Source organism: Leptotrichia sp. SK-5 (genome assembly GCF_055387215.1).
Genome location: NZ_AP028931.1, coordinates 393,409 through 420,104 on the forward strand (window position 1 = coordinate 393,409; position 26,696 = coordinate 420,104).

Annotated in this window: 20 protein-coding genes, 1 tRNA gene and 3 rRNA genes; 8 read left to right on the forward strand and 16 right to left on the reverse strand. The window is 32.4% G+C overall.

The window, feature by feature from the left end; genetic code table 11:
* Nucleotides 1-367: 367 nt before the first annotated feature.
* The 7 genes from ACZ5B9_RS01995 to smpB all read left to right on the forward strand — a co-directional run bounded on the left by ACZ5B9_RS01995 (nt 368) and on the right by smpB (nt 9,217).
* Nucleotides 368-1,879, forward strand: a 16S ribosomal RNA gene (locus tag ACZ5B9_RS01995).
* A 115-nt stretch (nt 1,880-1,994) separates the two neighbouring features.
* Nucleotides 1,995-4,900: ribosomal RNA gene (locus tag ACZ5B9_RS02000) — 23S ribosomal RNA — on the forward strand.
* A gap of 62 nt (nt 4,901-4,962) precedes the next feature.
* Nucleotides 4,963-5,075: ribosomal RNA gene (gene rrf, locus ACZ5B9_RS02005) — 5S ribosomal RNA — on the forward strand.
* Together the 16S, 23S and 5S rRNA genes with 1 tRNA gene alongside form the textbook arrangement of a ribosomal RNA operon.
* A gap of 15 nt (nt 5,076-5,090) precedes the next feature.
* Nucleotides 5,091-5,167: transfer RNA gene (locus ACZ5B9_RS02010), tRNA-Asn, on the forward strand.
* Between the two features lie 432 nt (nt 5,168-5,599).
* Nucleotides 5,600-6,178, forward strand: coding sequence for a bis(5'-nucleosyl)-tetraphosphatase (symmetrical) YqeK (yqeK, locus tag ACZ5B9_RS02015; RefSeq protein ID WP_464423136.1), 579 nt, complete (start codon nt 5,600-5,602; stop codon nt 6,176-6,178).
* Nucleotides 6,179-6,446: 268 nt separating this feature from the next.
* A complete protein-coding gene (rnr, locus tag ACZ5B9_RS02020) occupies nt 6,447-8,732 on the forward strand; it encodes a ribonuclease R (protein WP_464423137.1) in 2,286 nt (761 codons plus the stop codon).
* A gap of 35 nt (nt 8,733-8,767) precedes the next feature.
* Entirely contained in the window at nt 8,768-9,217 is a 450-nt protein-coding gene (smpB, locus tag ACZ5B9_RS02025) for an SsrA-binding protein SmpB (RefSeq protein ID WP_218975091.1), read from the forward strand.
* Nucleotides 9,218-9,366: 149 nt separating this feature from the next.
* On the opposite strand, the gene cobK is transcribed toward smpB, so the two are convergent.
* The 5 genes from cobK to ACZ5B9_RS02050 all read right to left on the reverse strand — a co-directional run bounded on the left by cobK (nt 9,367) and on the right by ACZ5B9_RS02050 (nt 15,353).
* Complete coding sequence (gene cobK, locus ACZ5B9_RS02030) at nt 9,367-10,161, reverse strand: precorrin-6A reductase (protein WP_021769351.1); 795 nt, start codon at nt 10,159-10,161, stop codon at nt 9,367-9,369.
* Between the two features lie 214 nt (nt 10,162-10,375).
* Entirely contained in the window at nt 10,376-11,002 is a 627-nt protein-coding gene (locus ACZ5B9_RS02035) for a histidine phosphatase family protein (protein WP_464423138.1), read from the reverse strand.
* Between the two features lie 1,042 nt (nt 11,003-12,044).
* On the reverse strand, nt 12,045-13,886 hold the full coding sequence (locus ACZ5B9_RS02040) for an acyltransferase family protein (protein WP_464423139.1): 1,842 nt from the start codon (nt 13,884-13,886) through the stop codon (nt 12,045-12,047).
* 132 nt (nt 13,887-14,018) lie between these two features.
* Nucleotides 14,019-14,669, reverse strand: coding sequence for an SGNH/GDSL hydrolase family protein (locus tag ACZ5B9_RS02045; protein ID WP_464423140.1), 651 nt, complete (start codon nt 14,667-14,669; stop codon nt 14,019-14,021).
* 156 nt (nt 14,670-14,825) lie between these two features.
* Nucleotides 14,826-15,353, reverse strand: a complete 528-nt coding sequence (locus ACZ5B9_RS02050; protein WP_464423141.1) for a pantothenate kinase — start codon at nt 15,351-15,353, stop codon at nt 14,826-14,828.
* 261 nt (nt 15,354-15,614) lie between these two features.
* On the opposite strand from ACZ5B9_RS02050, the gene ACZ5B9_RS02055 reads away from it, so the two are divergent.
* Nucleotides 15,615-16,022, forward strand: coding sequence for a hypothetical protein (locus ACZ5B9_RS02055; protein WP_464423142.1), 408 nt, complete (start codon nt 15,615-15,617; stop codon nt 16,020-16,022).
* A 167-nt stretch (nt 16,023-16,189) separates the two neighbouring features.
* Here ACZ5B9_RS02055 and ACZ5B9_RS02060 read toward each other — a convergent pair whose 3' ends face one another.
* The 11 genes from ACZ5B9_RS02060 to ACZ5B9_RS02110 all read right to left on the reverse strand — a co-directional run bounded on the left by ACZ5B9_RS02060 (nt 16,190) and on the right by ACZ5B9_RS02110 (nt 26,687).
* Nucleotides 16,190-16,957, reverse strand: a complete 768-nt coding sequence (locus ACZ5B9_RS02060) for an HAD family hydrolase (protein WP_464423143.1) — start codon at nt 16,955-16,957, stop codon at nt 16,190-16,192.
* Between the two features lie 52 nt (nt 16,958-17,009).
* Entirely contained in the window at nt 17,010-18,806 is a 1,797-nt protein-coding gene (locus ACZ5B9_RS02065; RefSeq protein ID WP_464423144.1) for a type I restriction-modification system subunit M, read from the reverse strand.
* A complete protein-coding gene (locus ACZ5B9_RS02070; RefSeq protein ID WP_464423145.1) occupies nt 18,799-19,908 on the reverse strand; it encodes an AAA family ATPase in 1,110 nt (369 codons plus the stop codon). Before ACZ5B9_RS02070 ends, ACZ5B9_RS02065 begins: the two co-directional genes overlap by 8 nt.
* On the reverse strand, nt 19,908-21,029 hold the full coding sequence (locus tag ACZ5B9_RS02075) for a restriction endonuclease subunit S (protein WP_464423146.1): 1,122 nt from the start codon (nt 21,027-21,029) through the stop codon (nt 19,908-19,910). Before ACZ5B9_RS02075 ends, ACZ5B9_RS02070 begins: the two co-directional genes overlap by 1 nt.
* Nucleotides 21,007-21,189, reverse strand: coding sequence for a hypothetical protein (locus ACZ5B9_RS02080; protein WP_464423147.1), 183 nt, complete (start codon nt 21,187-21,189; stop codon nt 21,007-21,009). The genes ACZ5B9_RS02075 and ACZ5B9_RS02080 overlap by 23 nt, the downstream gene beginning before the upstream one ends.
* A complete protein-coding gene (locus tag ACZ5B9_RS02085; protein WP_464423148.1) occupies nt 21,182-24,208 on the reverse strand; it encodes a type I restriction endonuclease subunit R in 3,027 nt (1,008 codons plus the stop codon). The genes ACZ5B9_RS02080 and ACZ5B9_RS02085 overlap by 8 nt, the downstream gene beginning before the upstream one ends.
* Before the next feature lie 237 nt (nt 24,209-24,445).
* Nucleotides 24,446-25,495: a site-specific integrase gene (locus ACZ5B9_RS02090; RefSeq protein WP_464423149.1), complete on the reverse strand. Its 1,050-nt coding sequence runs from the start codon at nt 25,493-25,495 to the stop codon at nt 24,446-24,448.
* Nucleotides 25,496-25,503: 8 nt separating this feature from the next.
* Complete coding sequence (locus ACZ5B9_RS02095; RefSeq protein WP_071124699.1) at nt 25,504-25,677, reverse strand: transcriptional regulator; 174 nt, start codon at nt 25,675-25,677, stop codon at nt 25,504-25,506.
* A complete protein-coding gene (locus tag ACZ5B9_RS02100; protein WP_464423150.1) occupies nt 25,677-25,871 on the reverse strand; it encodes a hypothetical protein in 195 nt (64 codons plus the stop codon). The genes ACZ5B9_RS02095 and ACZ5B9_RS02100 overlap by 1 nt, the downstream gene beginning before the upstream one ends.
* Nucleotides 25,868-26,206: a YopX family protein gene (locus ACZ5B9_RS02105; RefSeq protein ID WP_464423151.1), complete on the reverse strand. Its 339-nt coding sequence runs from the start codon at nt 26,204-26,206 to the stop codon at nt 25,868-25,870. The genes ACZ5B9_RS02100 and ACZ5B9_RS02105 overlap by 4 nt, the downstream gene beginning before the upstream one ends.
* Nucleotides 26,199-26,687 carry a hypothetical protein gene (locus ACZ5B9_RS02110; protein WP_464423152.1) on the reverse strand — a complete coding sequence of 163 codons (489 nt, stop codon included), beginning with the start codon at nt 26,685-26,687 and terminating at the stop codon, nt 26,199-26,201. Before ACZ5B9_RS02110 ends, ACZ5B9_RS02105 begins: the two co-directional genes overlap by 8 nt.
* Nucleotides 26,688-26,696 lie beyond the last annotated feature (9 nt).

Below are 26,696 nucleotides of genomic sequence, written 5' to 3' on the forward strand. Positions count from 1 at the left end.
TTAGTGTAAAATTAAAGAAGTTTTACTATATAGATAATAATAGAAATTTTAAGTTTTCAGACTTTTCTAATAAAATATTTCACAGAATACAAATTAAAATTGAATTTTAAAGCACTTTCTAAGAAATAAAAAATAGACTACGAATAAAAATATTCAAAAACACAAATTTTTTGAAAAAAAGTAGTTGACAAATAAATTCAGTTATGATAATATATATCCTGTCGATACGAAATCGTGTCGCAGGACAATTGAGATAGGAATAGAAGAAGCAATAATGTGTAAAAGATAAATAATAGTCAAGAGCTCTTGTTGTAAAACAAGATTCTCGTCAAGATAAAGGTGAAACTTAAATATATGTAAAATATATTGAATGAAGAGTTTGATCCTGGCTCAGGATGAACGCTGACAGAATGCTTAACACATGCAAGTCTTTGGCAAATCTGTGCTTGCACAGGCTAGCCAAGGCGGACGGGTGAGTAACGCGTAAAGAACTTGCCCTGCAGACAGGGATAACAGACGGAAACGACTGATAACACCTGATACAGTTGCCGGCACGCATGTGCCTGGCAATGAAAAGAGATGCTGCGGGAGAGCTTTGCGTCCTATTAGCTTGTTGGTGAGGTGACGGCTCACCAAGGCGATGATAGGTAGCCGGCCTGAGAGGGTGAACGGCCACAAGGGGACTGAGATACGGCCCTTACTCCTACGGGAGGCAGCAGTGGGGAATATTGGACAATGGGGGCAACCCTGATCCAGCAATTCTGTGTGCACGAAGAAGGTTTTCGGATTGTAAAGTGCTTTCAGCAGGGAAGAAGAAAGTGACGGTACCTGCAGAAGAAGCGACGGCTAAATACGTGCCAGCAGCCGCGGTAATACGTATGTCGCAAGCGTTATCCGGAATTATTGGGCATAAAGGGCATCTAGGCGGCCAGACAAGTCTGGGGTGAAAACTTGCGGCTCAACCGCAAGCCTGCCCTGGAAACTGTTTGGCTAGAGTGCTGGAGAGGTGGACGGAACTGCACGAGTAGAGGTGAAATTCGTAGATATGTGCAGGAATGCCGATGATGAAGATAGTTCACTGGACGGCAACTGACGCTGAAGTGCGAAAGCTGGGGGAGCGAACAGGATTAGATACCCTGGTAGTCCCAGCCGTAAACGATGATTACTGGGTGTGGGCATGAAGAGTGTCCGTGCCGAAGCAAATGCGATAAGTAATCCGCCTGGGGAGTACGGCCGCAAGGCTGAAACTCAAAGGAATTGACGGGGACCCGCACAAGCGGTGGAGCATGTGGTTTAATTCGACGCAACGCGAGGAACCTTACCAGATCTTGACATCCTACGGATGCCTGTGAGAACAGGCAGTGCCTTCGGGAACGTAGAGACAGGTGGTGCATGGCTGTCGACAGCTCGTGTCGTGAGATGTTGGGTTAAGTCCCGCAACGAGCGCAACCCCTATCGTTAGTTGCCATCATTAAGTTGGGGACTCTGGCGAGACTGCCTGCGAAGAGCAGGAGGAAGGTGGGGATGACGTCAAGTCATCATGCCCCTTATGATCTGGGCTACACACGTGCTACAATGGCCGGTACAGAGAGCTGCAAGGCGGCAACGCCAAGCGAATCTTTAAAGCCGGTCCAAGTTCGGATTGAAGTCTGCAACTCGACTTCATGAAGCTGGAATCGCTAGTAATCGCAGATCAGCAATGCTGCGGTGAATACGTTCTCGGGTCTTGTACACACCGCCCGTCACACCACGAGAGTTGTCTGCACCTGAAGCTGCCGGTCTAACCGCAAGGAGGAAGGCATCTAAGGTGTGGACAGTGATTGGGGTGAAGTCGTAACAAGGTATCCGTACCGGAAGGTGCGGATGGATCACCTCCTTTCTAAGGAGTTAATTCATTACACTGCTTCTTCGTATATCTTTATAGTCTTTAGGACAATGGGAAATGAATAGTAGGTAAAAGATTACAATGAAACTGGAGTAAAAGTTATTCTGGATAAAAAGCTAACAAGGGCACACGGAGGATGCCTAGGCAACAACAGCCGATGAAGGACGTGATAAGCTGCGATAAGCCGGGAGAAGATGCACATAATCGTTAATCCCCGGATTTCCGAATGGGAAAACCTGCATGCCTGGAGGGCATGCGTGAAAACGGTAAGCCCGTGAACTGAAACATCTAAGTAACGGGAGGAAAAGAAAGTAAAAACGATTCCCTAAGTAGCGGCGAGCGAACGGGGAAAAGCCTAAACCGTGCCAGTGCCAAGCGGACAGCATTGCTGGCACGGGGTTGTGGGACTTCCATCAACGGATTGTCATAATGTTTAAGCTGTATGTATGTAAGTAGAATCAGCTGGGAAGCTGAACCAAAGAAGGTGATAGTCCTGTAGAACATAAAATACATATAGTGACTGGAAGCACCCGAGTAGCGTCAGGCACGAGGAATCTGGCGTGAATCAGCGTGGACCATATCACGCAAGGCTAAATACTGCTGTTGACCGATAGTGAAGAGTACCGTGAGGGAAAGGTGAAAAGAACCCTGAGCAAGGGAGTGAAATAGAATTTGAAACCGTGTGCTTACAAACGGTAGGAGCACTTTATGTGTGACTGCGTGGATTTTGGTTAATCATCCTGCGAGTTATGATTAGTGGCAAGGTTAATAAAGCGGAGCCGAAGGGAAACCGAGTCTTAACAGGGCGTCAAGTCGCTAGTCATAGACGCGAAACCTAGTGATCTAGGCCTGTCCAGGCTGAAGCTGAGGTAAGACTCAGTGGAGGGCCGAACTCACCGCCGTTGAAAAGTTGGGAGATGAGGCAGGTCTAGGGGTGAAAAGCCAATCGAACTAGGAGATAGCTCGTTCTCTCCGAAATGCATTTAGGTGCAGCCTTGACGTTAAGATATGTGGGGGTAGAGCTCTGTATGGTCTAGGGGGCGTACTGCTTACCGAAATCAAGCAAACTTCGAATACCATATATTAATAGTCAGGAGTGAGTCCGCGGATGACAAGGTCCGCGGACGAGAGGGGAACAGCCCAGACCGCCAGCTAAGGTCCCTAATTATGTCTAAGTGGGAAAGGAGGTGGATATTCACAGACAACCAGGAGGTTGGCTTAGAAGCAGCCATGCCTTAAAAGAGTGCGTAATAGCTCACTGGTCGAGAGTATCTGCGCCGAAGATGTAACGGGGCTAAGACATAAACCGAAGCTGCGGAGGCGTGCCTGCACGCCTGGTAGGAGAGCGTTCTGTAGGCCGTTGAAGGAATGCCGCAAGGCCATTCTGGAGGTATCAGAAGTGAGAATGCAGGAATGAGTAGCGAGAAGGCGGGCGAGAATCCCGCCGGCCGGAAGTCCAAGGTTTCCAGGGGAAGGTTTGTCCGCCCTGGGGAAGTCGGGACCTAAGCATAAGCAAAATTGTGATGGCGAATGGAAAACAGGTTAATATTCCTGTACCACTATTATCGCTTGAGAGACGGAGTGACGCAGGAAGGTATGTGAGAAGACTGACGGAATAGTCTTTCTAAGGGCGTAGCATGGACACGCAGGAAAATCCGCGTGTCTAAATGTGAGACCTGACGGGGAAGTGCATTGGCATAAGTCACAGATCCTACACTGCCGGGAAAAACTTCTATCGATGAGAAGTAGTGCCCGTACTGTAAACCGACACAGGTGGACAGAGTGAGAAACTTAAGGCCGACAGGATAACTCTAGCTAAGGAACTCTGCAAAATAGCCCCGTAACTTCGGGAGAAGGGGTGCCTGATATACCTGAGAGGAGAAACGCCTCAAGGGGAAACAGGCCGCAGTGAAGAGTCCCAAGCAACTGTTTACCAAAAACACAGGTCTATGCTAAGCTGAAAGGCGACGTATATGGGCTGACACCTGCCCAGTGCCGGAAGGTTAAGAGGAGGAGTGAGAGCTCCGAATTGAAGCCCCGGTGAACGGCGGCCGTAACTATAACGGTCCTAAGGTAGCGAAATTCCTTGTCGGGTAAGTTCCGACCTGCACGAATGGTGAAATGATTTGGGAGCTGTCTTGGCTGGAGACCTGGTGAAGTTGTAATGCCGGTGAAGATACCGGCTACCTGCAGTAGGACGGAAAGACCCCGTGGAGCTTTACTGTAGTTTGGCATTGGGTTTTGGCTGTGTGTGTATAGGATAGTTGGGAGACTGTGAAGCTGAGGCGTCAGTTTCAGCCGAGTCGCCGTTGGAATACCAACCATATGCCGTTGAAATTCTAATCCGGTAACGGAGACAGTGCTAGATGGGCAGTTTGACTGGGGCGGTCGCCTCCCAAAGAGTAACGGAGGCGTTCAAAGGTTCCCTCAGGCTGGATGGAAATCAGCCTAAGAGTGCAAACGCATAAGGGAGCTTGACTGCAAGACTGACGGGTCGAGCAGGCACGAAAGTGGGAGTTAGTGATCCGGCGGTTCCGTATGGAAGGACCGTCGCTCAACGGATAAAAGCTACCCCGGGGATAACAGGCTGATACTTCCCAAGAGTCCATATCGACGGAAGTGTTTGGCACCTCGATGTCGGCTCGTCTCATCCTGGGGCTGGAGAAGGTCCCAAGGGTTGGGCTGTTCGCCCATTAAAGAGGCACGCGAGCTGGGTTCAGAACGTCGTGAGACAGTTCGGTCCCTATCCACTGCAGGCGCCTGAATACTGAAAAGATCTGACCTTAGTACGAGAGGACCGGGTTGGACAGACCTCTGATGTACCAGTTGTCACGCCAGTGGCATGGCTGGGTAGTCACGTCTGGAACGGATAATCGCTGAAAGCATCTAAGCGAGAAGCCGACTTTGAGATGAGTATTCGCAGTATCCATGGAGAACACATGGTTGATAGGCCAGGGGTGTAAGCGCAGCAATGCGTTCAGCTGACTGGTACTAATATTACATCTGCTTTTTAGTTAATCTTTTACTGCTGCTATTTATTTCTCATTGTCTTAACTTGACAATTTAGTTTTTTGAAGTTTGGTGATGCTAGCAGCAGGGATACACCCGGTCACATTTCGAACCCGGCAGTTAAGTCTGTTTACGCCTACGATACTTGGATTCGTCCCGGGAAAATAGGCAGTTGCCAAACTTTTTTCTTTTGCGTGTCTCCGTAGCTCAGCCGGTTAGAGCATCTGACTGTTAATCAGAGGGCCGTTGGTTCGAGTCCAACCGGGGACGCCATTTTTTTTTGTTAAAAATATTCAAAAAGCAGATAAATTTTAAAATAAAAAGAAATAGAGGATGTGCAATATATCAGTAAATGGTTTTGTAAAGATGAAGATAATATAGCATTATGAAAAATATAGATGACTTGGGCAGGATACTTTCTGAAAAAAGTATTTTGTCTTTTTTTGTAAAAATATTTTGAAACTTTCTTAAATTTACTAATATTTTAATAATTTCAGTTAAAAGTTTTTATTGTAGTAGCATATATAAATACTATGTATAAGAGTTATACATTTATTATATTGATAAGATTTAATATTAAAAGGTTATTTTAATTCTTCGTATTTTATTCTAATATATTAGATTTGTTGTTTTTTTCTTTGTCGTGTAGTATAATAGTAATAATGAGAATATTTAGTGAAAATTATTTTAAGTGAGGCGAGAAGAATGATAGATATAAATAAAATTAGAAAAAATGTAAAAAAATATTTGGATGAAAAAAGATACAATCATGTGGAAAGAGTTGTAAAATGTGCTGTAGAGCTTGCTGAAACTTATAATGTTGATGTGGAAAAAGTTGCAGCTTCGGCTTGGCTTCATGATGTGGCAAAATTTTTTGACTTGTCAGTTATGATTGACTTGACTAAGAGTAAATATCCTGAAGTAGAGGACAAGATGTCGAAGTCTACAGCTGTGCTTCATGGATTTGCAGGAGCTGAGTTTGTACGGCAAAATTATGAATTGTTTGGAATTGATGATGAAGAAATTTTGGATGGAATAAAATATCATACGATTGGAAAAGAAAATATGAGGACTCTTGCTAAGATTGTTTATCTTTCAGATGCGATTGAGGAAGGGAGAAGCTGGGAAGGTGTGGAAACAGCTAGAGAACTTGCAAAAACTGATTTAGATAAAGCAATAAAATTTGAAATCGAGGAAAAATTGAAATATTTGCTTTTGAAGGATTCAATTATTCATCCTAATATTATAAAATTTAGAAATTCAATAATAGCAAATCAACTCTAAAATTAAAAAAATGAGATTTAATCTAAAAAATAAAAATTGATTTAAAATATATCTGTAAAATTTATTATTTTCTCAATATATAGGTATATTTTATTAGAATTTTATAATTTAGACTAATACTAAATTTCATTAAAAAATACAAATTATATTAATTATAAGAAGTTTCAATACTTGACTTGTTAAAATAATATAGTTCAAAATTTATGAAGTATCTGATTTAAATGAAGAATAGTACAATTTGATGTATTGAATAAGACAGAGGGAAAATATGGGAAATAAAAAAAAGAAAGAAAAATATAAAAATATTGGAAATAACGATAAAAATTTTCATAAGGGAAAAAAATTTAGTGGAAAAAATTACAATATAAAAAAAGAAAATGAAAAAAATCAAAAGATGGAACTTAAAGAAGAGCGTGAATTAAAATATTTGCGACAAGTGCTAGCAGAGTATGAGTTTACTTTTCAGGAAATATTGCAGCTGCTGGAATGGAGCCAGAAAAAGCGGAAAATGTATAAGCAGCTTTTGAATGCATGGGAAGAAAGTGGAGATATTTATTTGAAAAGAAATGGAAGATATACCTTGCCTGAGAAGGAAGGGTTTGTGAAAGGGGAAATTTCTATTTCCAGTGGAAATTTTGGATTTCTTGATATTAATGGAGAGGCTAGCGTCTTTATTCCTGGATCTTATTTGAATACAGCTATGAATGGAGATACAGTTTTAGTACGTATTTTGAAGGAAAGTTCAGATGGAAAGAAGCGTGAAGGCGAAGTTTACAAAGTTGTGAAAAGAAATCGGGATGTTATTGTTGGGGTTTTTGAGCATAATTTAAGTTTTGGCTTTGTGCGTCCAAGAAATTCTCCAAAGGATATTTATATTCCGAAAAAATTGATAAAAGGTGCAAAAACTGGAGATTTAGTGGCTGTAAAGGTTGATTTTTGGGGAGATGAGGAAAGGAAGCCTGAAGGAGAGATTGTAAGTGTTCTGGGAAGTCCTAAGGATACAGAGGCACTAATTTCATCATTGCTTTTGAATGAAGGAATTGAGGAGAAATTTCCAAATGAAGTCTTGAGGGAACTGGACAAAATTGATGAAGATATTTCAGATGAACTGAAAAATCGAAAAGATTTGCGGCACCTTGAGATTATTACAATTGACGGCTCTGATGCGAAAGATTTGGATGATGCAGTTTATGTGGAAAAAACAGAAGATGGGTATAAACTTTTTGTAAGTATTGCCGATGTTTCTTACTATGTAAGGGAAAATACCGAGCTTGATACAGAAGCATTGAAGCGGGGAAACTCAATTTATCTTGTAGACAGGGTAATTCCTATGTTGCCAAGAAAATTGTCAAATAATTTATGTTCGCTTAATCCAAATGAGGATAAACTGACTTTTACTGTAGAAATGGATTTAGATAAAAAAGGTAAAGTTGTAAGAAATGATTTTTACAAATCGGTTATAAAATCAAAATATAGAATGACTTATGAAAATGTGAATACAATTTTGGAAAAAAATGAAGAGTCTGAAGAATACAAAGTTCTTTATGACAAATATAGAAAAATTGATGAAATGCTTAAAAATATGCTGGAATTATCTAAAATCATCAGAAACAACAAAAAGAGACGTGGGAGCATTGATTTTGAATTACCTGAGATAAAGGTAGTCTTAGATGAGAATAAAGCCGTAAAGGACATCGTATTGCGTTCTAGAGGGGAAGCAGAAAGAATTATTGAAGATTTTATGGTTATTGCAAATGAAACTGTGGCCGAAAAACTTTTCTGGGAAGAAATTCCAGCAATTTACAGAGTCCACGAAGATCCTGACAAGGCAAAAGTTCAGGCATTGAATGAAACGCTGATAAAATTTGGATATTCCTTAAAAGGATTGGAAGAAATGCATCCTGGCAAATTCCAAAACATAATAGAAAGGACAACAGGACTGCCAGAAGGGTATTTGATTCACAAATTAATTTTACGGGCAATGCAGCGTGCAAGATATGCCAACAAAAATCTGGGACATTTTGGTCTGGCTTCTAAATATTATTTGCACTTTACATCACCGATACGTCGTTATTCAGACTTAATTGTTCATAGAATGCTTGGACGTTCGATTGAAAAATTTATGAGCGAAAAAGAAAAGGCTAAATATGGAGCTAATTTTGAAGCAATTGCCTCAAGTATTTCAAGAACTGAAAGAGTAGCGGATAAACTGGAAGAAGATAGTGTAAAAATCAAGTTGATTGAGTATATGCAAGATAAAATTGGGCAAGTTTATATTGCTAGACTTAGCGGGATGAATAAAAATAAGATATTTATGGAACTAGAAAATCACATAGAAGTGGTTTACAATGTTACAACAACGCGTGATAATTTTATTTATGATGAGGAAAACTTTAAAATCATAGATAAAAGAAATAATGAGTCCTATACTATGGGAAGTACAATGAAAGTGAGTATTGTAAGTGCAAGTTATGCAAAAATGGAAATTGAGGTTATACCTTATGTGGAAGAAAAAGTAAAAATTGACGAAATCGAAGAAGTTGACGAAACCTAAGAAGAATAAAAAACAAAGTAGCAAAAGGAGGGAAGATGCCAGTATTAGCTAGGAATAAAAAGGCTTTTCATGATTATTTCATAGAGGATAAGCTTGAAGCAGGAATTGAGCTTGTGGGAACAGAAGTAAAATCGGTAAAAGCTGGAAAAGTGAGTATAAAAGAAAGCTTTATAAGAATCATACGTGATGAAGTTTTTGTAATGAATATGCATATTACACCTTATGAATTTGGAAATATCAACAATGTAGCAGAATCTCGGGTGAGAAAATTACTTTTGAATAGACGTGAAATAAAAAAATGGAGTGAAAAAATTAAAGAGCAGGGTTATACCATTGTTCCAATTTCAGTTTATACAAAGCAAAGGCTTGTAAAAATGGAAATAGGGCTTGCAAAAGGTAAAAAGATGCACGATAAGAGGGAATCGCTGAAAAGAAAAGATATTGACAGGGATATGAAGAAAATTCAAAAGAATTTTACTAGATAAATATTTAGATAAATAGTAAAAGAAATAATAAGTTTATAAAAATAAAAAAAGAGGGACTATCATAAGATTTGTCTTTCTTTTTTATTTTTAAATATTAAAAAAAACTACTTATTCAAATTATCCCTAAATTTTTAATTCTATTAAAATTTTTAAAGCTTAACCAAGTATTCAGTTAATTCCTCAATTGTGTTAAAAACTGTACCGTAATCTAAAACAGGACGTTTAATTGCCAAAATTGTAACACCACATTCCTGACAAGCTTCTACTTTTTGCAGTTCTCCTCCAGTTTCGCCACTTTCCTTTGTAATTAAGTAATCTATTTTCAGGTCTTGCAACATTACAATGTTCATATTTTTTGAAAATGGTCCTTGCATAGCAATGATATTTTTAGGTAAATATCCAAGTTCTTCTGCACTTTTTATCGAAGAAGTTGTTGGTAAAATTCGCACAAATAAATTATTTTTATCACTAATTTCGTTTATTTCGGCTAAAGTATTAGAACCCAGCGTACTAAGTACATTTTTATTTTCAAATTGTTGTAAGTATTTGATTACTTCCTGTAAATTTTGAAATTTGAATACATTCTCGTTTCCATAATCAACCATTTTTCGTTCAAATCTGATATATTTTACTTTTTTCTCTTGATTAGCTCTTTCATTTAAGTAACTTACCATTGAGATGACTGTACGACTAATATTTTGTGCGTATGGATGACTCGCATCAACAATTAAATCAATATTTTTTTCCAAAATCATATCTTCAATTTGCAATACATTCAATCTTTCTGAAATTACTTCCACATTCTCATTTTTAGCTACATCTTCAAGCAGTTTTCCTCCATATTCAGTTGCAGTGCTAATAATAATCTTTTTATCTTTCATTTTTAAAATCTCATCTAAAATATTTCTAGAATCTTTTGTTCCACCAATTATCCAAATTCTCATTGTATTATTTTCTCTCCTTAATTTTTTTATGTATGTTTGGAATTTATTTAATACTATAAAATTATTTTACAAACTCTTTAATATCAGATTATTAAAATCAAATATTATTAGGATTTGAGGATATTTTTTATAGTATTATAAAATTTTCAAAATTTCTATTTCTTTGTATTTTTCACAAAAGTTAAAATAATCTATTTTCATAAATTTAAAAAAATTACTTCATAGTGTATTTTCCATTTTTGTAAACAAAAATTTTATATTCTCCGTTACCAATTAATTTTCTTTCATCCAGAGCATGTGATTTCTTATTTTCGATATAGTTAAAAAACAATTCTAAAACTGTTCCATGTGTAATAACTAAGATATTTCCATTACTGTTTTGCTCTGTAATTTTATTCAATCCTTGTAAAAATCGTTCTAGCCCATCTCTCAACTCTTCCCCTTGGACATTCTTTGCACAATAATTTTTTACATCATAGAAATAATTATGAGCTTCTTCAGGATATTTTACAAAGATTTCTTTAAAACTCATCCCTTGCCATTTACCAAAATAAATTTCATTTAATTCATTCAATTTTTGTAATTTCAATTTTTCATGTTGATTTTTCTTTTTTTCCACATTATTATTTTCTAAAAGAATTTTAGCTGTTTCAATTGTTCTTTCCAGTTCACTTGTATAAATGGCTTTAAAGTCAATATTTGCAAGACTCAAGGCTGTGTTTCTAATTTGATCTTTTCCCTTCTCTGTAAGAGGTGAATTTAACTGCCCTTGAAATTTCTCCAGCACATTCCACTCAGTTTGTCCATGCCTAACAATATACAAGTTCAATATTTCTTTCATTTCTCTTTTTACGACCAATTATAATAACCTTTTATTTATAAGATAAATTGTAATATTAAATGGGATATTACATTTATCTAGTTTTTATAAATTTAATTTTAAAACCATTTAAATAATTTCAATTTTTTATTTTCAAAAGTATGCTGTATTAATTTTTTTTAGTCGTATTCTCCTTTCTACACTTTTTAATTATTATAATAATATTTTGAAATTAAACTCAAAAGTTATGGATATTTTACTCAAATCTCAAAAATTTTTCATTTAATGATAGCTTTTATCCAAAAATTTAGTTTAATAGTTCAATAAAAAAATCGAGTATAATTTAAAATATTATTCTCTAAAAATTAACTTAATTTTTAATTTACGAATACTTTATATCATATTGAATAAACTTTTTCAACACTTTTTTATTTCTTTTTTTAAACATAATATTGAAAAAAGTTTTAGAATAATTTTGTACTTAATTCTAGGTCTTTATATTTTATTATCACTTAAAAAAGAATAAAAATTTCAATGTTTATTAAATTTTAAATGATATCAAAACTATTTATACTAAATAACGAAATTATTCCAAATTTTTACTCCAAGATAAGGTTTTGTGGCAATGAACAATCCTGTGAAAATAAAAAGAAAAAACATAAGATTATGAAAAAATATTTATTAATCAAAATATCTAAAAAATAATTTAATGATTATAAATTATCTATTAAACAAGCCTATTATAAAAATTAATTCCTATTTTTAAACGAGAAATAATACTAATTTATTAAATAATCAAATAAAGTAAACAATAAAAATATATCAAAAATTAGAAGCAGAAAGACAATAATGAATTTAAAATAAAAATATGTATAAGAGAAGCACTTTTTAAAATTAATTTTAGATACTATATTTTTTTTAAAATCCTAGTAAAGAAAAAATTAAAAGGATTAACTTCTGCTTTATACAGAAATCAATCCTTACTGTGTAGTTAAATTGTATATCTAACTTTTTAGATTAGTTCAAAATGGATATTAATATAAGATAACTTTTGTTAAATTATTTACTTTGTACTTGTATTTGTATTTGAAGCTGAATTTAAAATATCTTTGCTTAATACAGAGTAAAGCAAGTTAATATATCTTTTGGCTGCATGAGGTTTTGGATGTGTTCCGTCTTTGTAGAAATACTGCTGTTTACCTTTTGAGTATGAATACCAGTCAATTACCTTTATATTTGGATTCTCAGCACTTGCCTTTTTAATTTCCGCATTAACACTATCTTGCCATGGATCAGGCATAACTGTGTTTATAAAGTAAATATCATGTCCCTTTAATGTTTCCAAAACGGATTTCATATCCTTTTCGTAAATTGTACCATTTGTTCCAAGTGCAATTACTATAATTTTTTTTAATTTTCCATTCTGAGCATAATTTGTTAACATCTTTGGTAATTCATAAAATTGACGTCCAACTTTTGTTTCAATAATTGCGTTTGGATATTTTTTCTTTAAGTCAACTTTTGTCATATCCAATACAGAATCTCCGATAAATAATATTTCCCGTTCATCATTAGGATATTTTTGCAAAATTTCATCTTGAATTTTTGATTCTTCTTCAATACCTTTTGATGGAGTATTTATTGCATTAAGAAGTTCGTCCATTGTTAAATTTCCAGTTTGTGTTGCTGCTGGAGTAGTTGTAGGTTGAGAAGGTTTAGTATCTTCTGTAGTTGCCTTAGCTGCTGCAGCCTGTGCTGCTTTCATTTCCTCCAAATCTTTATTTTCATAAATTGGAGAGTATATTAAAATTGCAAAAATAGAAATTAAAACAGGGTAGCTTATATATTTTATACTTTTTTTCTCAAATAAAAAGTAGCTTAATTCTGAAATTGCCACTAAAACAATAATTTGAATAAAAAATTGCTGAGTGTTGGATAGTTTTGTCCATTTAAAATATTCACGTGCAAATATCATAACTGGATATTGCCACAAATAGTATTGATATTGATGTTGTCCTAATCTTATTATTGGATTAAAGATTTTTTTATATTTTGAAAGATTGAATTTTTGCAATTCAGATTTTGAGAATAAAACAATTGTAAATCCTATCAAAATACTTGATAAAAACATTAGTCCATAATAATTGTAAGCACTTCTGTAATCTAGTCCAAAACAAAAGAAAATTAATGAAAATAACCCTAAGATTCCTAAAATATATATAATTTTTTTCTCAGTATCACTTTTTATTTCCCTATTTGTATAAAAACACGCTATTGCAGCGGGACAGAAGAATGCAAAGGCTCTTGTATCAGTTCCATAATATATTCTTGAAAAATCTGCTCCTTCTGGAGATTTTGAAGTTGTATAAAATACGAAAGCCATTATTAAAGCAGAAATTATCCCAATTCCTGAAAAAATAATTCCAATTGTATTATTTTTTAATTTCATTTTTTTAAGTCCTTGTACTAAAAATGGGAAAAATATATACATTTGTATTAAAAATGATAAAGCCCAAATATGCGTTAACGGCAATATAATCCCAAAATTGTCAAAATAGGACATTTTTGAAAAAATCTGATAAATATTGTTTAATCCCAATATGGAAAATATCGCACTATATTTATATTTCATTTCAAGTCCGTTGTTTACAAAATATAATGCAATAGTTGAAGCTAGTATTACAATTAACAAACTTGGATAAACTTTTTTTAGTCTTCGGTTAATTACTGAAAAGATTGTAAAATCTCTCGAAAGAAGCCCGCTTGTAACCAAGTATCCACTTAGTGCAAAAAATATAACAACACCGATGTAAGTTCCTTTATAGGAAAACCAATGATAAACACAGATAAGTATAAGTGCAATTGCCCTTAGTATATCTAAACTCTGTATTCTTTCTTTTTTCATAAATAAGAAAATTCCTTTCTTTAAAATTTGTATTTTGTAAAATAAAAACTACCTTAAAACAAACTTTTTAAAATTGTATGAAATAATACAGCTTAACTTTTTTAGTTTGAAATTAAAGTAGTTTTATAAAAATTATTTAGTCAAATTAGTTATTTTATTTAATTGAATATTTTGGGCTTTGGCTATATTTGAAGAATTATCTTTTGCAGATTCAGATTTTCCAGTTTCTCCAAGATAATGTTTTTTAATTTCGTTAGTTAGAAAGTCTGCATAATATTTTTGTCCGTTATCATTTAAATGAGTTCTGTCTTTATAGAAATATTCATTTTTACCTTTCGCATAAGAGTACCAGTCAATTAGGTAAGCATTACTATATTGTGCAACTTTTTCTTTTAATTTGTTATTTACTTCTTGTTCCCAAGGGTCTTTGTGAGCAGTATTCATAAAGAATACATCTTTCCCTTTTGCCATTTCCATAACATAATCAAAATCTTTATCTGTAAATTTTCCGTTTGTTCCAAGATGTACAACTAATACTGTTTTTAATTTATCCTCTTCTGCTAATTTAGTAACAATCCCTGGAAGTGTTGAAAATTGACGTGATATTTTTGTATCAAAATAAGGATTTTTGAAGTTAGGACCAATATATTTTTTACTGCTATTCATTATCGAATCTCCAACAAATACAATATTTTCAGGTACTTTCCCACTAAATATTTCTTTGGCAATGATAATTCCAGAACCAAAAACTAATATTACTAAAAATAAAAATAATTTTTTCATAATCTTTCTCCCTTTTGTATTTTTTACTATAATTTTTGTTTATAAAACTTTTTTTCAAAAAAACTTTTAAACATAATATTATAAGACATTATTTTTCTTTTGTCAAATTTTTTTAAAAATGATTTTTTTAGTAAAAAATATGGAGAAAATTTCAATCTAATCAGTTGCCATTATTATTCTATAATTATTCTCTGGGTTTAAAAATACCATTTTTTTTAATTTTGTATCATAAGCATAAGCTAGAGGTTCATTGCTTACTTCTTGAAGAATTGTGCCTCTTTCTAATTTCAATCTTACTATTTCTTCTTTTCTTGAACCAGAATTATCCTGTTCTGAAGATTCGTCTACATATCTTGTCAAAAAATATCCTTGACTGTCTTTTTGAATTTTAAAGCTTTCAGATGTATCTGTGTAACCAAATATTTTATTCAAAAACTTCTCTTCATGCAAATCACCATCTGTCGTATACTCTTCATCCATCCCTTTTGCGTAATTGCCTTCTCCATCTGAACTTGAATTTTCATTACTGGATATTTCCTTATTTTCAGTTTGTTGTGGTTGTTCCACATTTTGAACATTTTGTGTATTATTTTCAGGTACAGTGGCAGAATTTTCTTTGTCGTTATTTCCGCAAGATAGTACACCTATAGCTAGTATTGTTATAAGTAAAAAAATTTTTTTCATATCTAATTCCTCCAAATCTAATTTTAAAAGTAAACAAAATTCCGTTTTGTTATATTCTGATTATATAATATTTTCTTTCATATGTCAAGAATTTTTTACAGTAAATGAAATACTGTTTATAAAAAAATAAAATACTTATAATAATTTTATTGAAAATTTTAAAAATAAATTCAAAAAGTAGATTGACAATTGTATTAAATAGGGTATCTTTATAATGAAAGATACTAGTTAATGTATCAAAATTTAGGAGGAGGATTTGTTATGAAAAAATTGTTACTAGGTTTTATCTTTATTTGTGCCTGTACAACAACTTATGCTTACCCTAAAGATATAAACATAACCAAAAGTGAAGGAGCTTATATAAGAGGACATTTTACTACCTTATTTGGAAAAAACTCTATATGTCAAAATATAGGAAGAACTTATGTTAATTATCCCGACATTTATGATGGAAAGAGACCAGACTTAAATAAAGCTCTGTTAAATCTTATTAAAAAAAGAGGAAACTATACTCCACAAGGTTCTCAGCCAGGAGGTTCTGATCCATATATTGGTGAAGTAGGATATTGGTATTTTAATAACTGTAAATTATTTCCAAGTGGAATAAGAAAAATTAAAGCACTTGATTATTTTTACGGACATATGATGTACTTTGAAGAAGAAGGTTAAAATTAAACTTTGAGTACAATTTGCAAGAGCGTTATTTAAATATTAAAATTAGTATGATATATTAAACAATTATAATAAAAAATAAAAACATAATCTGAAAAACTGGGAATTTAAATTTAAGTTTGAAAGGTTATGTTTTTATATAATAAGAATTTTTTAGATTAAAATTAATAATAAGATTGCATTTCTTCAACAGCCTGAATTTTTTTTATTATAGCTTTTACAATAATTTCTATTTCACTGTCAATTTCGTAATCAGCGGGTGCAATAAAGTTTACACGATCTGCTTTTTTGAGTTCTTCTGCTGCTTTTTTACCTTTTTCCAGATTATAAATAGCTATAGACTGTCCACCATAAGATTTTACAAGTTTCATACATGGTACATCAGTAAGTCCATCACCAATATATATCATATTTTGAAAAGGAATTCTTCTTTCATTTTCAGGAGTGAATCTATTAAGTTTATCTGCACTTTCAGTATCAATTGTTAAGACACCTTTGTTTATACGGAAAAGAAATTGAGTCTTAGCTGTATAATTTATTGCAAATTTAGGCCATTGTATACTTCCGTTATAATCATACATAAATTCACAAGCATAAATTTTTTTAAAATATTGAGCAATTTCAGTACCTTCAATTATTTCTTTTATTCCAGAAGAAACAATATAATGTTCAATACGAACTCCAATATTTTTTCCGTACTCATTGATACGTTCAAACCATGTAGTCACACCATCAAAATATTTAATACCTTTTCCTAATTTTTTGAATGTTTCATAAGAAATAGAAACTTTTTTTTCCTTTGCTTTTTCGACCATTTTAAACATATATGCAAGAATTCCATCCATATTTTCTCTATCTGTTAAATCTTTCACTTCTTTCCAAAATTCAGATGAATTCATATCTATTGAAGGGATAAATCCATATTCCTGCATATCTTTTGTACATAAAGTCTTATCAAAATCATATTTTTAAAGTTATAAAAAACTATGGTAGTTGTTCAAGAGCAAGCTCTTCTAAAAATTTATTATGCTTGTCTTTTGCAGTTTTAATATCATCTTCTATTTCTCTTAGTTGTTTTGCTACTTTTTCAATGTCAATGATTTCTTCTTCAGGAACTGTGCTAACATATCGAGAAATATTTAAGTTATATCCATTTTTCTCAATTTCTTCCATAGATACACGTCGAGAGTATTTTTTATCATCTTCCTTACGGAACTGATATGTCTCAACAATCTTGTCTATATGTTCAGGCAAAAGAACATTTTGTCTTTTCCCTTTTTCATAATATTCACTTGCATTGATAAATAGCACATCATCAGGTTTCTTGCATTTTTTCAATACAAGAATGCAAACCGGTATTCCTGTCGAAAAGAATAAATTAGCTGGCAATCCAATTACCGCATCAATATTATTATCTTTCAAAAGTTTTGTCCTTATCTTCTCCTCTGCACCCCCTCTGAACAATACTCCATGAGGTAGGATAATCGCCATTGTTCCATTTTTACTCAAAAAATGAAACCCATGTAACAAGAATGCAAAATCAGCTGCCGACTTTGGTGCAAGTCCATAACTTTTAAAACGAAAATCTTCAGCAAGTGTATCGTCTGGTTTCCATCGATAACTAAAAGGAGGATTTGCTACTACAGCATCACACTCTAATTTTTTTGCTGGATTCATTTCATTCAGCAACGACCAATCATTAAGTAGAGAATCACCATGAAAAATTTGAAACTCCGAATCCTTAAACCCATGTAATAGCATATTCATTCGTGCAAGGTTATATGTTGTTATATTTTTCTCTTGTCCATATATTTGGCTTATACTATTCGGTTCAAGATGTTTCTTTACATTGATAAGTAATGAACCGGAACCACATGCGAAATCCAACAAATTATTAATAAATTTTCTTTTTCCTAATTCTGGTTTTTGGCTATCCAATATAACAATTCTAGAAAGAATATTAGAAATCTGCTGTGGGGTATAAAATTCTCCAGCTTTTTTACCCGAACCTGCTGCGAATTGTCCTATGAGATACTCATAAGCATTACCTAACAAATCTACCTCATTAGTAAACTCGTCAAGTTTTTCAGCAATTTCTGTTATTATTGAGCAAAGCATTTCATTACGTGATTGATAATTTTTACCTAATTTATCCGAATCAAGATTCACCTCTGAAAATAGTCCATGAAATGTACTATCAAACGATTCATTTTCAATAAATTTAAAACCAGCTTGCAAAGTCTTCAAAAGTTGATTATTTTGTGTTCGAGATAACTCATAAATATTACTCCATAAGTACTGTGGCTTAATGACAAAATGAACCTTTTTGCGCATCTGCTTTTCAAAAAAGGATACTTGATCCAAATTATTGATATACCATAAACTCAAAGGAGTTATCTTCTGACTTTTAAGTAAACTGGCATATTCATCAACAAGATTTTGTCTTACTCTTTTAATAATCTCGTGATTTGTCTCATTTTCCTTTATGGGTAGCTTACTTACAGGCAATGTATTAAAATAATCTGTTATCTTTAATTTTAACTCAGCTATAACCTTATCTATGTTTCCACTATTTTTTATATTTTCAATTTCTTTCTCACAATCTGTATAGTCTTTGCTAAGCTCCTTATTTGCCGCAGTTTCATAATTGTCTGAAAGATATCTTAAAAAGAGGAAGGATAACATATAGTCACGAAAGTCATCCGCATTCATAGTGCCTCTAAGTTTATCGGCGATTCCCCAAAGGGCTGATCCTAATTGTTTTTGTTTTACGTCATTCATTATTAACACCTCGCACATGTAGTATAAAATTATATTTATTTTGCAATTTATTGAATATATTTAAGAATATTTCCTCATTATCCGGAACCAATTCCTTAGCTTCGTAACGAAAAACGGTTTTATGAGATAATGTATTGACTATTCTTGCTACATCATCAACATCTTCTATTCCAATCTGTTCAAGCACATATGATATCCTACCGACACCAAGAAAAGAAGAAATATTTTCCAAAACCTGTCTTAATATTGCGAAATGATAAGCAAACAATTTTTTATCATCAATTGCGTGTTTCAAAATTTGCAATAATTCAAGATGATATAAAAATACATCTTTTTTGCAAGAAATAAAATTCAATTTACCATTTGAATTTTTTAAGATTAACATCTTTGTCTTCTTTTTGTATGAAGATGCTTTTTCACCTTTTGTTAACCAGTCTACTAAAATCGAAAAAAAGCCCACATGATGAGTAGTAATTATTATCTTCCTTTTATCATAATGATCTTCAATTAGATTCATTATTGTTGATGCTGTTACAAAAATATTATGATCGTCTAAACTTGAAACAGGATCATCAATAAAAAAATGACTATTTTGCTGACCTGTCCAACCTTGAATATCAAACATAGTAAGGAATAAACACCAGATAAAAATCTGCTGCTCCCCGCGAGAAATTTTTATTGGATCCAGTTCATTTTCTTCTGTCAAAGGATAAAAACTAATTGATTCAATTCCAAGAGCAATATCGCTATTAAAGTTAAATTTAAAGTCAAATTTTGGTTTATAGGCTGAAAGCTTTTCTCTAAGTTTTTCTTCATCAATCGATGAATGATACTGATTAAGATTGGAATATATAATATTTAACTTAATAGATTCCCCTATGTTTTTCGCATCATTATTCCAAATAAATAAGTCTTCACTATAAGCATTGTAGTACACACCCGAATGACTTCCATCGTTCTTTTTTTTAGTAACATTTTTATATTCTACTGAAAGTCTTGTTTTACCAGTACCATTAAATGCAAAAATCAATATAATGTTTTCATTGATCTTAATAAGTTGTTGTGCCAGATTTTTGACATTTTCATCTGAAATATAGTCCATTACAATACCTCCTCAATATCAGGAAATAATCCTTGCATTAATGCTTTTTTATGTTGTTTTAATGCTTCGATTCTATCTGTTTGAGTACTTATTAGATCATCTATCCCAGATAAAAAATCGGCAATTTTTTCTTGTTCAGGTCTTTCTGGTAGTTTAACTGTAAATTCGCTCAAAGCTTGTTTTGTAATTGTTTTTATTATTCCGCCTGGAGCACTTTGCTTTTTTATTTCAAATAACCGTTGAATAATATATGCAAAAAAAACTTTATCAATATCCCTATAAAACTTTTCAAATAATAGCAATGTTCTATCTATATATGCATCATATTGTGTAATAGCAACACGACCTATCGAGCCTTGTAAAGTTACTATTAAAGTTCCCTTTCCAATAAATACACTTTGTTTTGAAGCTAATTTACTAATTTTATTTTTTGTAGTTGCTTTCAATCGCATATTATCATCTACATCAAATACTTGAATAAAAGGCATTCCATTAAATTCATCATACCATTTTGCCAGACCATATGGCTGTGGGAAACTTCCTCTCCTATAATCTGCAATATTTATTAGCTTCGCAGTTTCCCACTCTTCATTATTTTGAAACTCCGTGAATCTCCATTCTGGAACTGTCTTTCTTTCTGCTGGAAATAGCTTTTGCATCCAGCCTTTTTTATAGTCATTCAGCAATGATAATTTCTTTTCTTCGGTAGAAATAAGATCATCAATAGAAGATAAACAATTCGCAATTTTTTGTTGTTCTGGTAGTTTTGGCACAGCAACAGGCATATTCCACAAATGCTTAGTGTCAATACTTAATGCTCCATGAGCTCTGGCTCCAATTTCAATATATTTTCTTAACCATTTTCCATGATAATTCGTGTTAAAAAGTTGGTCAAAAAATAGAGGTTCGTATTCATCATCAATAACTCTAAAACAAGTAAAAATACTATTTGGAATCGCAGCTTCTTCATATTCTTTGAGCATTGATATATATCCTTCTGGAAATTCTTTAGTTGAACTTTTATTATATGCAAAATCATTTTTCCGAATTACATAGTAATTTTTATATGAATTTCCTGCTATTTCTCTCCCAAATTTTTCAACCTGTGGAATAAGTCCCACTCCAGATGTTACTTACGCTCATAAGAACATATTTTTTATCTCCAGCACGCTCTTTAATTGGTTCCATGAGGCAACCCAATTTTTTGATATCCCACTTTGGATAACTATCAAAACTTTCAAATCTCCATTTAGGAATTACACCTTTAATATTTTTATTCATACGCTTTTAACCCCACAATCTCTCGTCCATCTGCCATTTTCTTTAATAACGGAACTAAGTCATCCATAAGCTCCAATTCTTTTTGTGTTCGTTCTCTCCAACTAAGATTCAGAGGTTCAAGTAAATCAATCAATTTTTCTCCATCAAAAATCATTCTTTCCATAATTCCATTAACAAAAGCCTCTAAAGAGCCAGACTCAATCCCATACTTTTCAGATATGGAAATCAGCTTCTTAAAAATTTTTTCAGATTTAAATTTCTGGTATCCCTCCATTACTTCCTTTTCACTTAAGCCTTTATTCTCTTTTGAAGACTTAATAAATCTATCAAGCTCTTCTATATACTCTTCAATATCTTTTCTTTCATCCATAAGGTTAGAAGTAGAAGCAATCAAATCAATCAATTCTTTTTTCGTCATTTTTTCTTTCTTCGGCACGTTTGATTGAGTATATTGAGAAATAAGTGCCATAATATAATCATAATCAATAACGGCAGATGCAAATAACACAAATTCAAAGTCCAATTGCTCTACTTCAGGAGATACATTATGACTATCTTTTTCCTGTTCATCTTTTAATCTTCCTGCAATATCTAAATATGCCCCCCTAAATGCTCGAACTGTATCTTCTGGTAATAAAGCCTCAATAGTAGCTACTTGCTCCTCTTTTATATCTGTGTATTGATTAAGTTGGGTTTTGAGTTTCTGTATTTGTTTAAATTTATCAATAAACATGGCACGAGCCGTATCACCTTTAAGATTAGTTACTGCTTCAGGCTTACACTCAAGTCCTTGTGCCTTCATAAACTGTTCAAGTTCATCTACTGCTTTTCCCAACTTTTTAATCATAGTAGGAGCCGGATCTACAAGCCAAATTTCTTTAACCTTTTCGCTGTTTTCTTTTCCTGAAAACAATCTAATCGCTGCATCAACTTCATCTTCATGTCCTCTAAAATCAATAATATTGCCATAAGGTTTAGTGGCATTAAGCACACGATTAGTTCTTGAAAAGGCTTGAATCAATCCATGTTGCTTCAAGTTTTTATCTACATATAAAGTATTTAAATATTTAGAATCAAAGCCTGTCAAAAGCATATCTACAACAATAACAATATCTATTTTGTTTTCATGTGGATAATCCGCATTTGGATATTGTTGGTCTTTTATCCGTTTTTGTACATCTTGATAATACAAATCAAAGTCGTTGATAGTATGATTTGTTTTGTATTTTGAATTATAGTCGTCAATAATTCTCCTTAAGGCTTCTTTTTTCTTGTCTGGCTCTTGTTTATTATCTTCTTTTTCTTGTGCAAGATCCTCTTGCAGTTGTTTCACATCTTTATTGCCTTCAGCCGGAGGCGAAAAAACGCAAGAAATATTCAATGGAATAAAACCTTCATCTAAATCTAAGTATTCTTTCTGTATCTCATTAAATAAATCATAGTACTCTATTGCTTCATTGATACTTGCTGTTGCAAAAATAGCGTTATACCGTCTACTATATGTTGCCGCATCATGCTTGGACAAAATAGCTTCTACAATTTTCCTTTTGCTTATCTTTGTATCTGCTTTTGCTGCAATATGAGTATCATCAGGCTTAAAATAATCAATGTGAAAACGTAAAACATTGCCATCATCAATCGCATTTGTGATAGTGTAAGAATGAAGTTCCTTTTCAAATACATCCTTTGTGGTTTTATAAGAACCAATTGTTCCATCGACTTGTTTATAATTTGAGTTTTCTTCAAAAATTGGTGTACCCGTAAAACCAAACAATTGTGCTTTGGGGAAGAAAGTCTTTATTGCTTCATGATTATCTCCAAATTGTGAACGATGGCATTCATCAAAAATAATCGCCATACGCTTATCTTGAAGCTTTAGTAGCCTTTCTTTGAAAGTCAATTCGCCTCTTTTTCTTTTTTCTTGATTACGCTTACTATCATCATCAAGTGCAAGTCCAAGTTTTTGAATGGTAGTAACTATCACTTTATCCTTATAATCATCAGATGTGAGACGCTTAACTAAACTTTCTGTATTTGTATTTTCTTCCACACATCCTTCTTGAAACTTATTAAATTCTATACGAGTCTGTCTATCTAAATCTTTTCTATCCACAACAAACAAGCACTTTTCAATATCTGGATTATCTTTCAAAAGTGTTGATGTCTTAAATGATGTAAGAGTTTTGCCACTACCTGTAGTATGCCAAATATATCCATTACCTCGATTTTCCTCAATACAATCCACAATAGCCTTCACAGCATAAACCTGATATGGTCGCATAATCAACAATTTTTGCTCACTCACTACTAAAACCATATATCTACTAATAAGTTCTCCAATAGTACACTTAGGTAAAAAACAATTCGCAAATTCATATAGATTGGTTATTTTGTTGTTCTTCTGATCTGCAAATTCATAAATAGGCAAAAATCTCTCATCTGCATTAAATGAAAAATGCTCCTTGCGATTATTGGCAAAATAATAGGTATTAGTTTCATTGCTAACAATAAAAAGCTGAATGAAACAAAGCAGAGAATTTGTATATCCATTTCCCAAATCATTTTTATAATTCACTATTTGTTCCATTGCTTTTTTAGGTGTGATTTGTAAAGTCTTTAATTCAATCTGAACTACTGGAATACCATTAATAAGCAAAATTACATCATAACGATGGTTACTATTTTCTGTGTTAATACGTAGCTGATTAATTACTTCAAATTCATTTTTGCACCAGTTTTTAAGATTCACAAGAGTATATTGTAAAGGCGTATCATCGTCTCTTTTAAAAGTATTTATTTCTCTAAGCTTTTTTGCATTCTCAAAAACATCTGGATTTATTATACTATCATATAATCTTATAAATTCAGAATCACTTAATTTTACTCGGTTCAATCTTTCAAAATGCTTTCTGAAATTTTCTTTTAAGGAAAATTTATCTCTAATATCTTCACGATAAACATATTTTAAATCTATCAATTTTTTGATAAGTTTGTTCTCTATTTGTTTTTCATTTTTCATAATTAATAATCCTCTATATAAATTATTTAACTTTAATATTTGTTTGAAAAAAATTTTCTTGAATTTATATAAATAAGTATTTAATATACTTTATTTTATCTACTCCCACTCTACAACTTTAATTCTTTTTTTAGTTTAAATACTTATTTTTACTTGCTTTTATTTTACCAAAAAAAATTAAAAATTTTAAATTTTAAATGTTTTTACAAAAAAACAGTACCTTTTTAGTACCGTTTTTCATAAATTATCTAGTATGTTTTTTATTAAATCATTGTCTTCTTTTAATACGTGTGAATATATATCTAAAGTGGTTGATACTTTTTCGTGTCCAAGTCTTCTTGAGACTGATACTATATTAACACCTTTTGATAATAAGAAAGTTGCGTGTGAATGTCTTAAATCGTGGACTCTAATTTTTTTTAAGTTAGCTTTCAGTGCATAAAAATTTATATCATTTTCAAATTTATGTTTTGTGAACCCCTCAAATAATCTAGTCTTTAGAGTAGGTTTATACAACATTTTAATAAAACTTTGTATCATATCAGTAACAAATTTAGGACAGTCAATGATTCTTTTAGATTTGGGAGTTTTCGGAGGAGTTATAATATCCGTTTTATTTATTCTCTGAAAACTTTTATTTATCCTTATCTTATGTTTTTTAAAATCTATATCTGATATTGTTAATGCTAACAGTTCACCTATTCTAATACCAGTATAAAATAATATATTGAATCCAACCACAGATTCTTTTTTATGTCCAATCGCCTTTATAAATTGGTTAAATTCTTGTACCGTCCATACATTCATTTCATCAGCATTCTTTTTCCCTATATTTCCCGCTGCTAAACAAGGATTTTTTTTCAAATTATAAAATTTGACAGCATAATTCAATATAGCAACAAGTTGATTATTAATAGTTCTTAGATAAGTTTGAGCATAATTTTTTTTCATTAATTCATTTTGCCATTTCCTAACCATTAAAGGCGTTATTTCTTTTATCTTGTATTTCTGAAAAAATGGTAATATCTTTTTATTGATAAGATATTTTTTTGTTTCCATTGTATTTAAATTTAGCCTATTTTCCAAATCAATTATATAAGATTTGCACAAATTTTCAAATATTATTTCGGTATCAGATACAAAAGAGTTTATATAATTTCTTTCGTATTCCATTGCTTCCTGCTTTTTATTAAATCCCATTTTTTTAACTTTTTTAGAAGTTCCATTTTCTTTTACATAGAAAGAAACATACCATTTTTTGCTTTTTTCATCTTTATATGCTGGCATAAAAATCACTATCCTATATTGTAACGTTCATTAAAGTATTTAATGTTTACTCTTCCTCGCTGTGTCAAAAATCCTTTTTCCCTTAACTCTTCGTTTAATTTCCTTATAATTTCATAAGCCTTACCCTCTTTGACGTTCATAATCCTCATAACATCATTGTATTCATAGAACCATTTTTTCATTATCCCTCCGTTTCCGTCATATCAAAATAATTTGTTATAACGTATTCTTTGTTTATTAAATATTCAACAACTTTTTCTAAACAGCTGCTGCTAAAACTATCTATCATTTCGTCTCTATAAGTGACATACATTTTTGCCACATACCTTATTTCATTTTCGATTTTGATTTTGTAAATTTCGGCGTGTTTTATCATCTCTTGTTCTCCTGAATATTCTCTATTATTTCAATCTGTTTAGCAGTATTTCTAAACAAAGGGTATTCGTTACCATCCCTGTTAATTATTCCGAAACCTGCTTGACTATGCAAGAAAATCACTTTCCCAGTTTCTTTTTTTCTACCATCTTTAAAATGCACTAATTTTACCACATCCCCCTCGTAAATTTCTTTGCCATTTTTATCTTTAAGCCCTGTATACTGCATTAGTTCTACATTTGGCAAGTCCCCTATATCAAAAAGATTCACATTAAAGCATCTTAACCACATTCTGTTTATTTTATCCCAAATCCTAAATTTTATTTCTCTACTCATTTTCTTCCCTCTTTTCGTGCCATTCAAGGCTACATTTTTTCATATATTCTGCATACTTCTCTGCTTCTTCTTCTGTTTTAAAGTAGTTTCCGAAAGTGTATCTTTCCTCATCCTCATCCTTAAAATTTTCATATTTTTTATCAATATCAAAGGTGCTGTCAATACAGTAATACTTTCCGCTTTTTTCAGCTCTCCAGCTTTTTCCGTATTTTTTATTTATTAATCTAACTTTTTCCTCAATCATTTTCTTTTGCTCTTCATCACAAATATTTATGCCTATTTCGGTATCCGATTCGTCACTTAATATAAATAAGTCGTTCCTTCCCTTTATAAACTCAGGGTTGCCGTTACAGTATACGCCCAAAGTGTCATCACAAAAGTCGTCTCTTGGGAAAACTTCCTCATCCTGCTTAGTAATTCTCCAAGCCCATTTATCCCAGACGGTCATAAATTCTATTTCCAATACATCGTCTCTTTCCATTTTAATCCT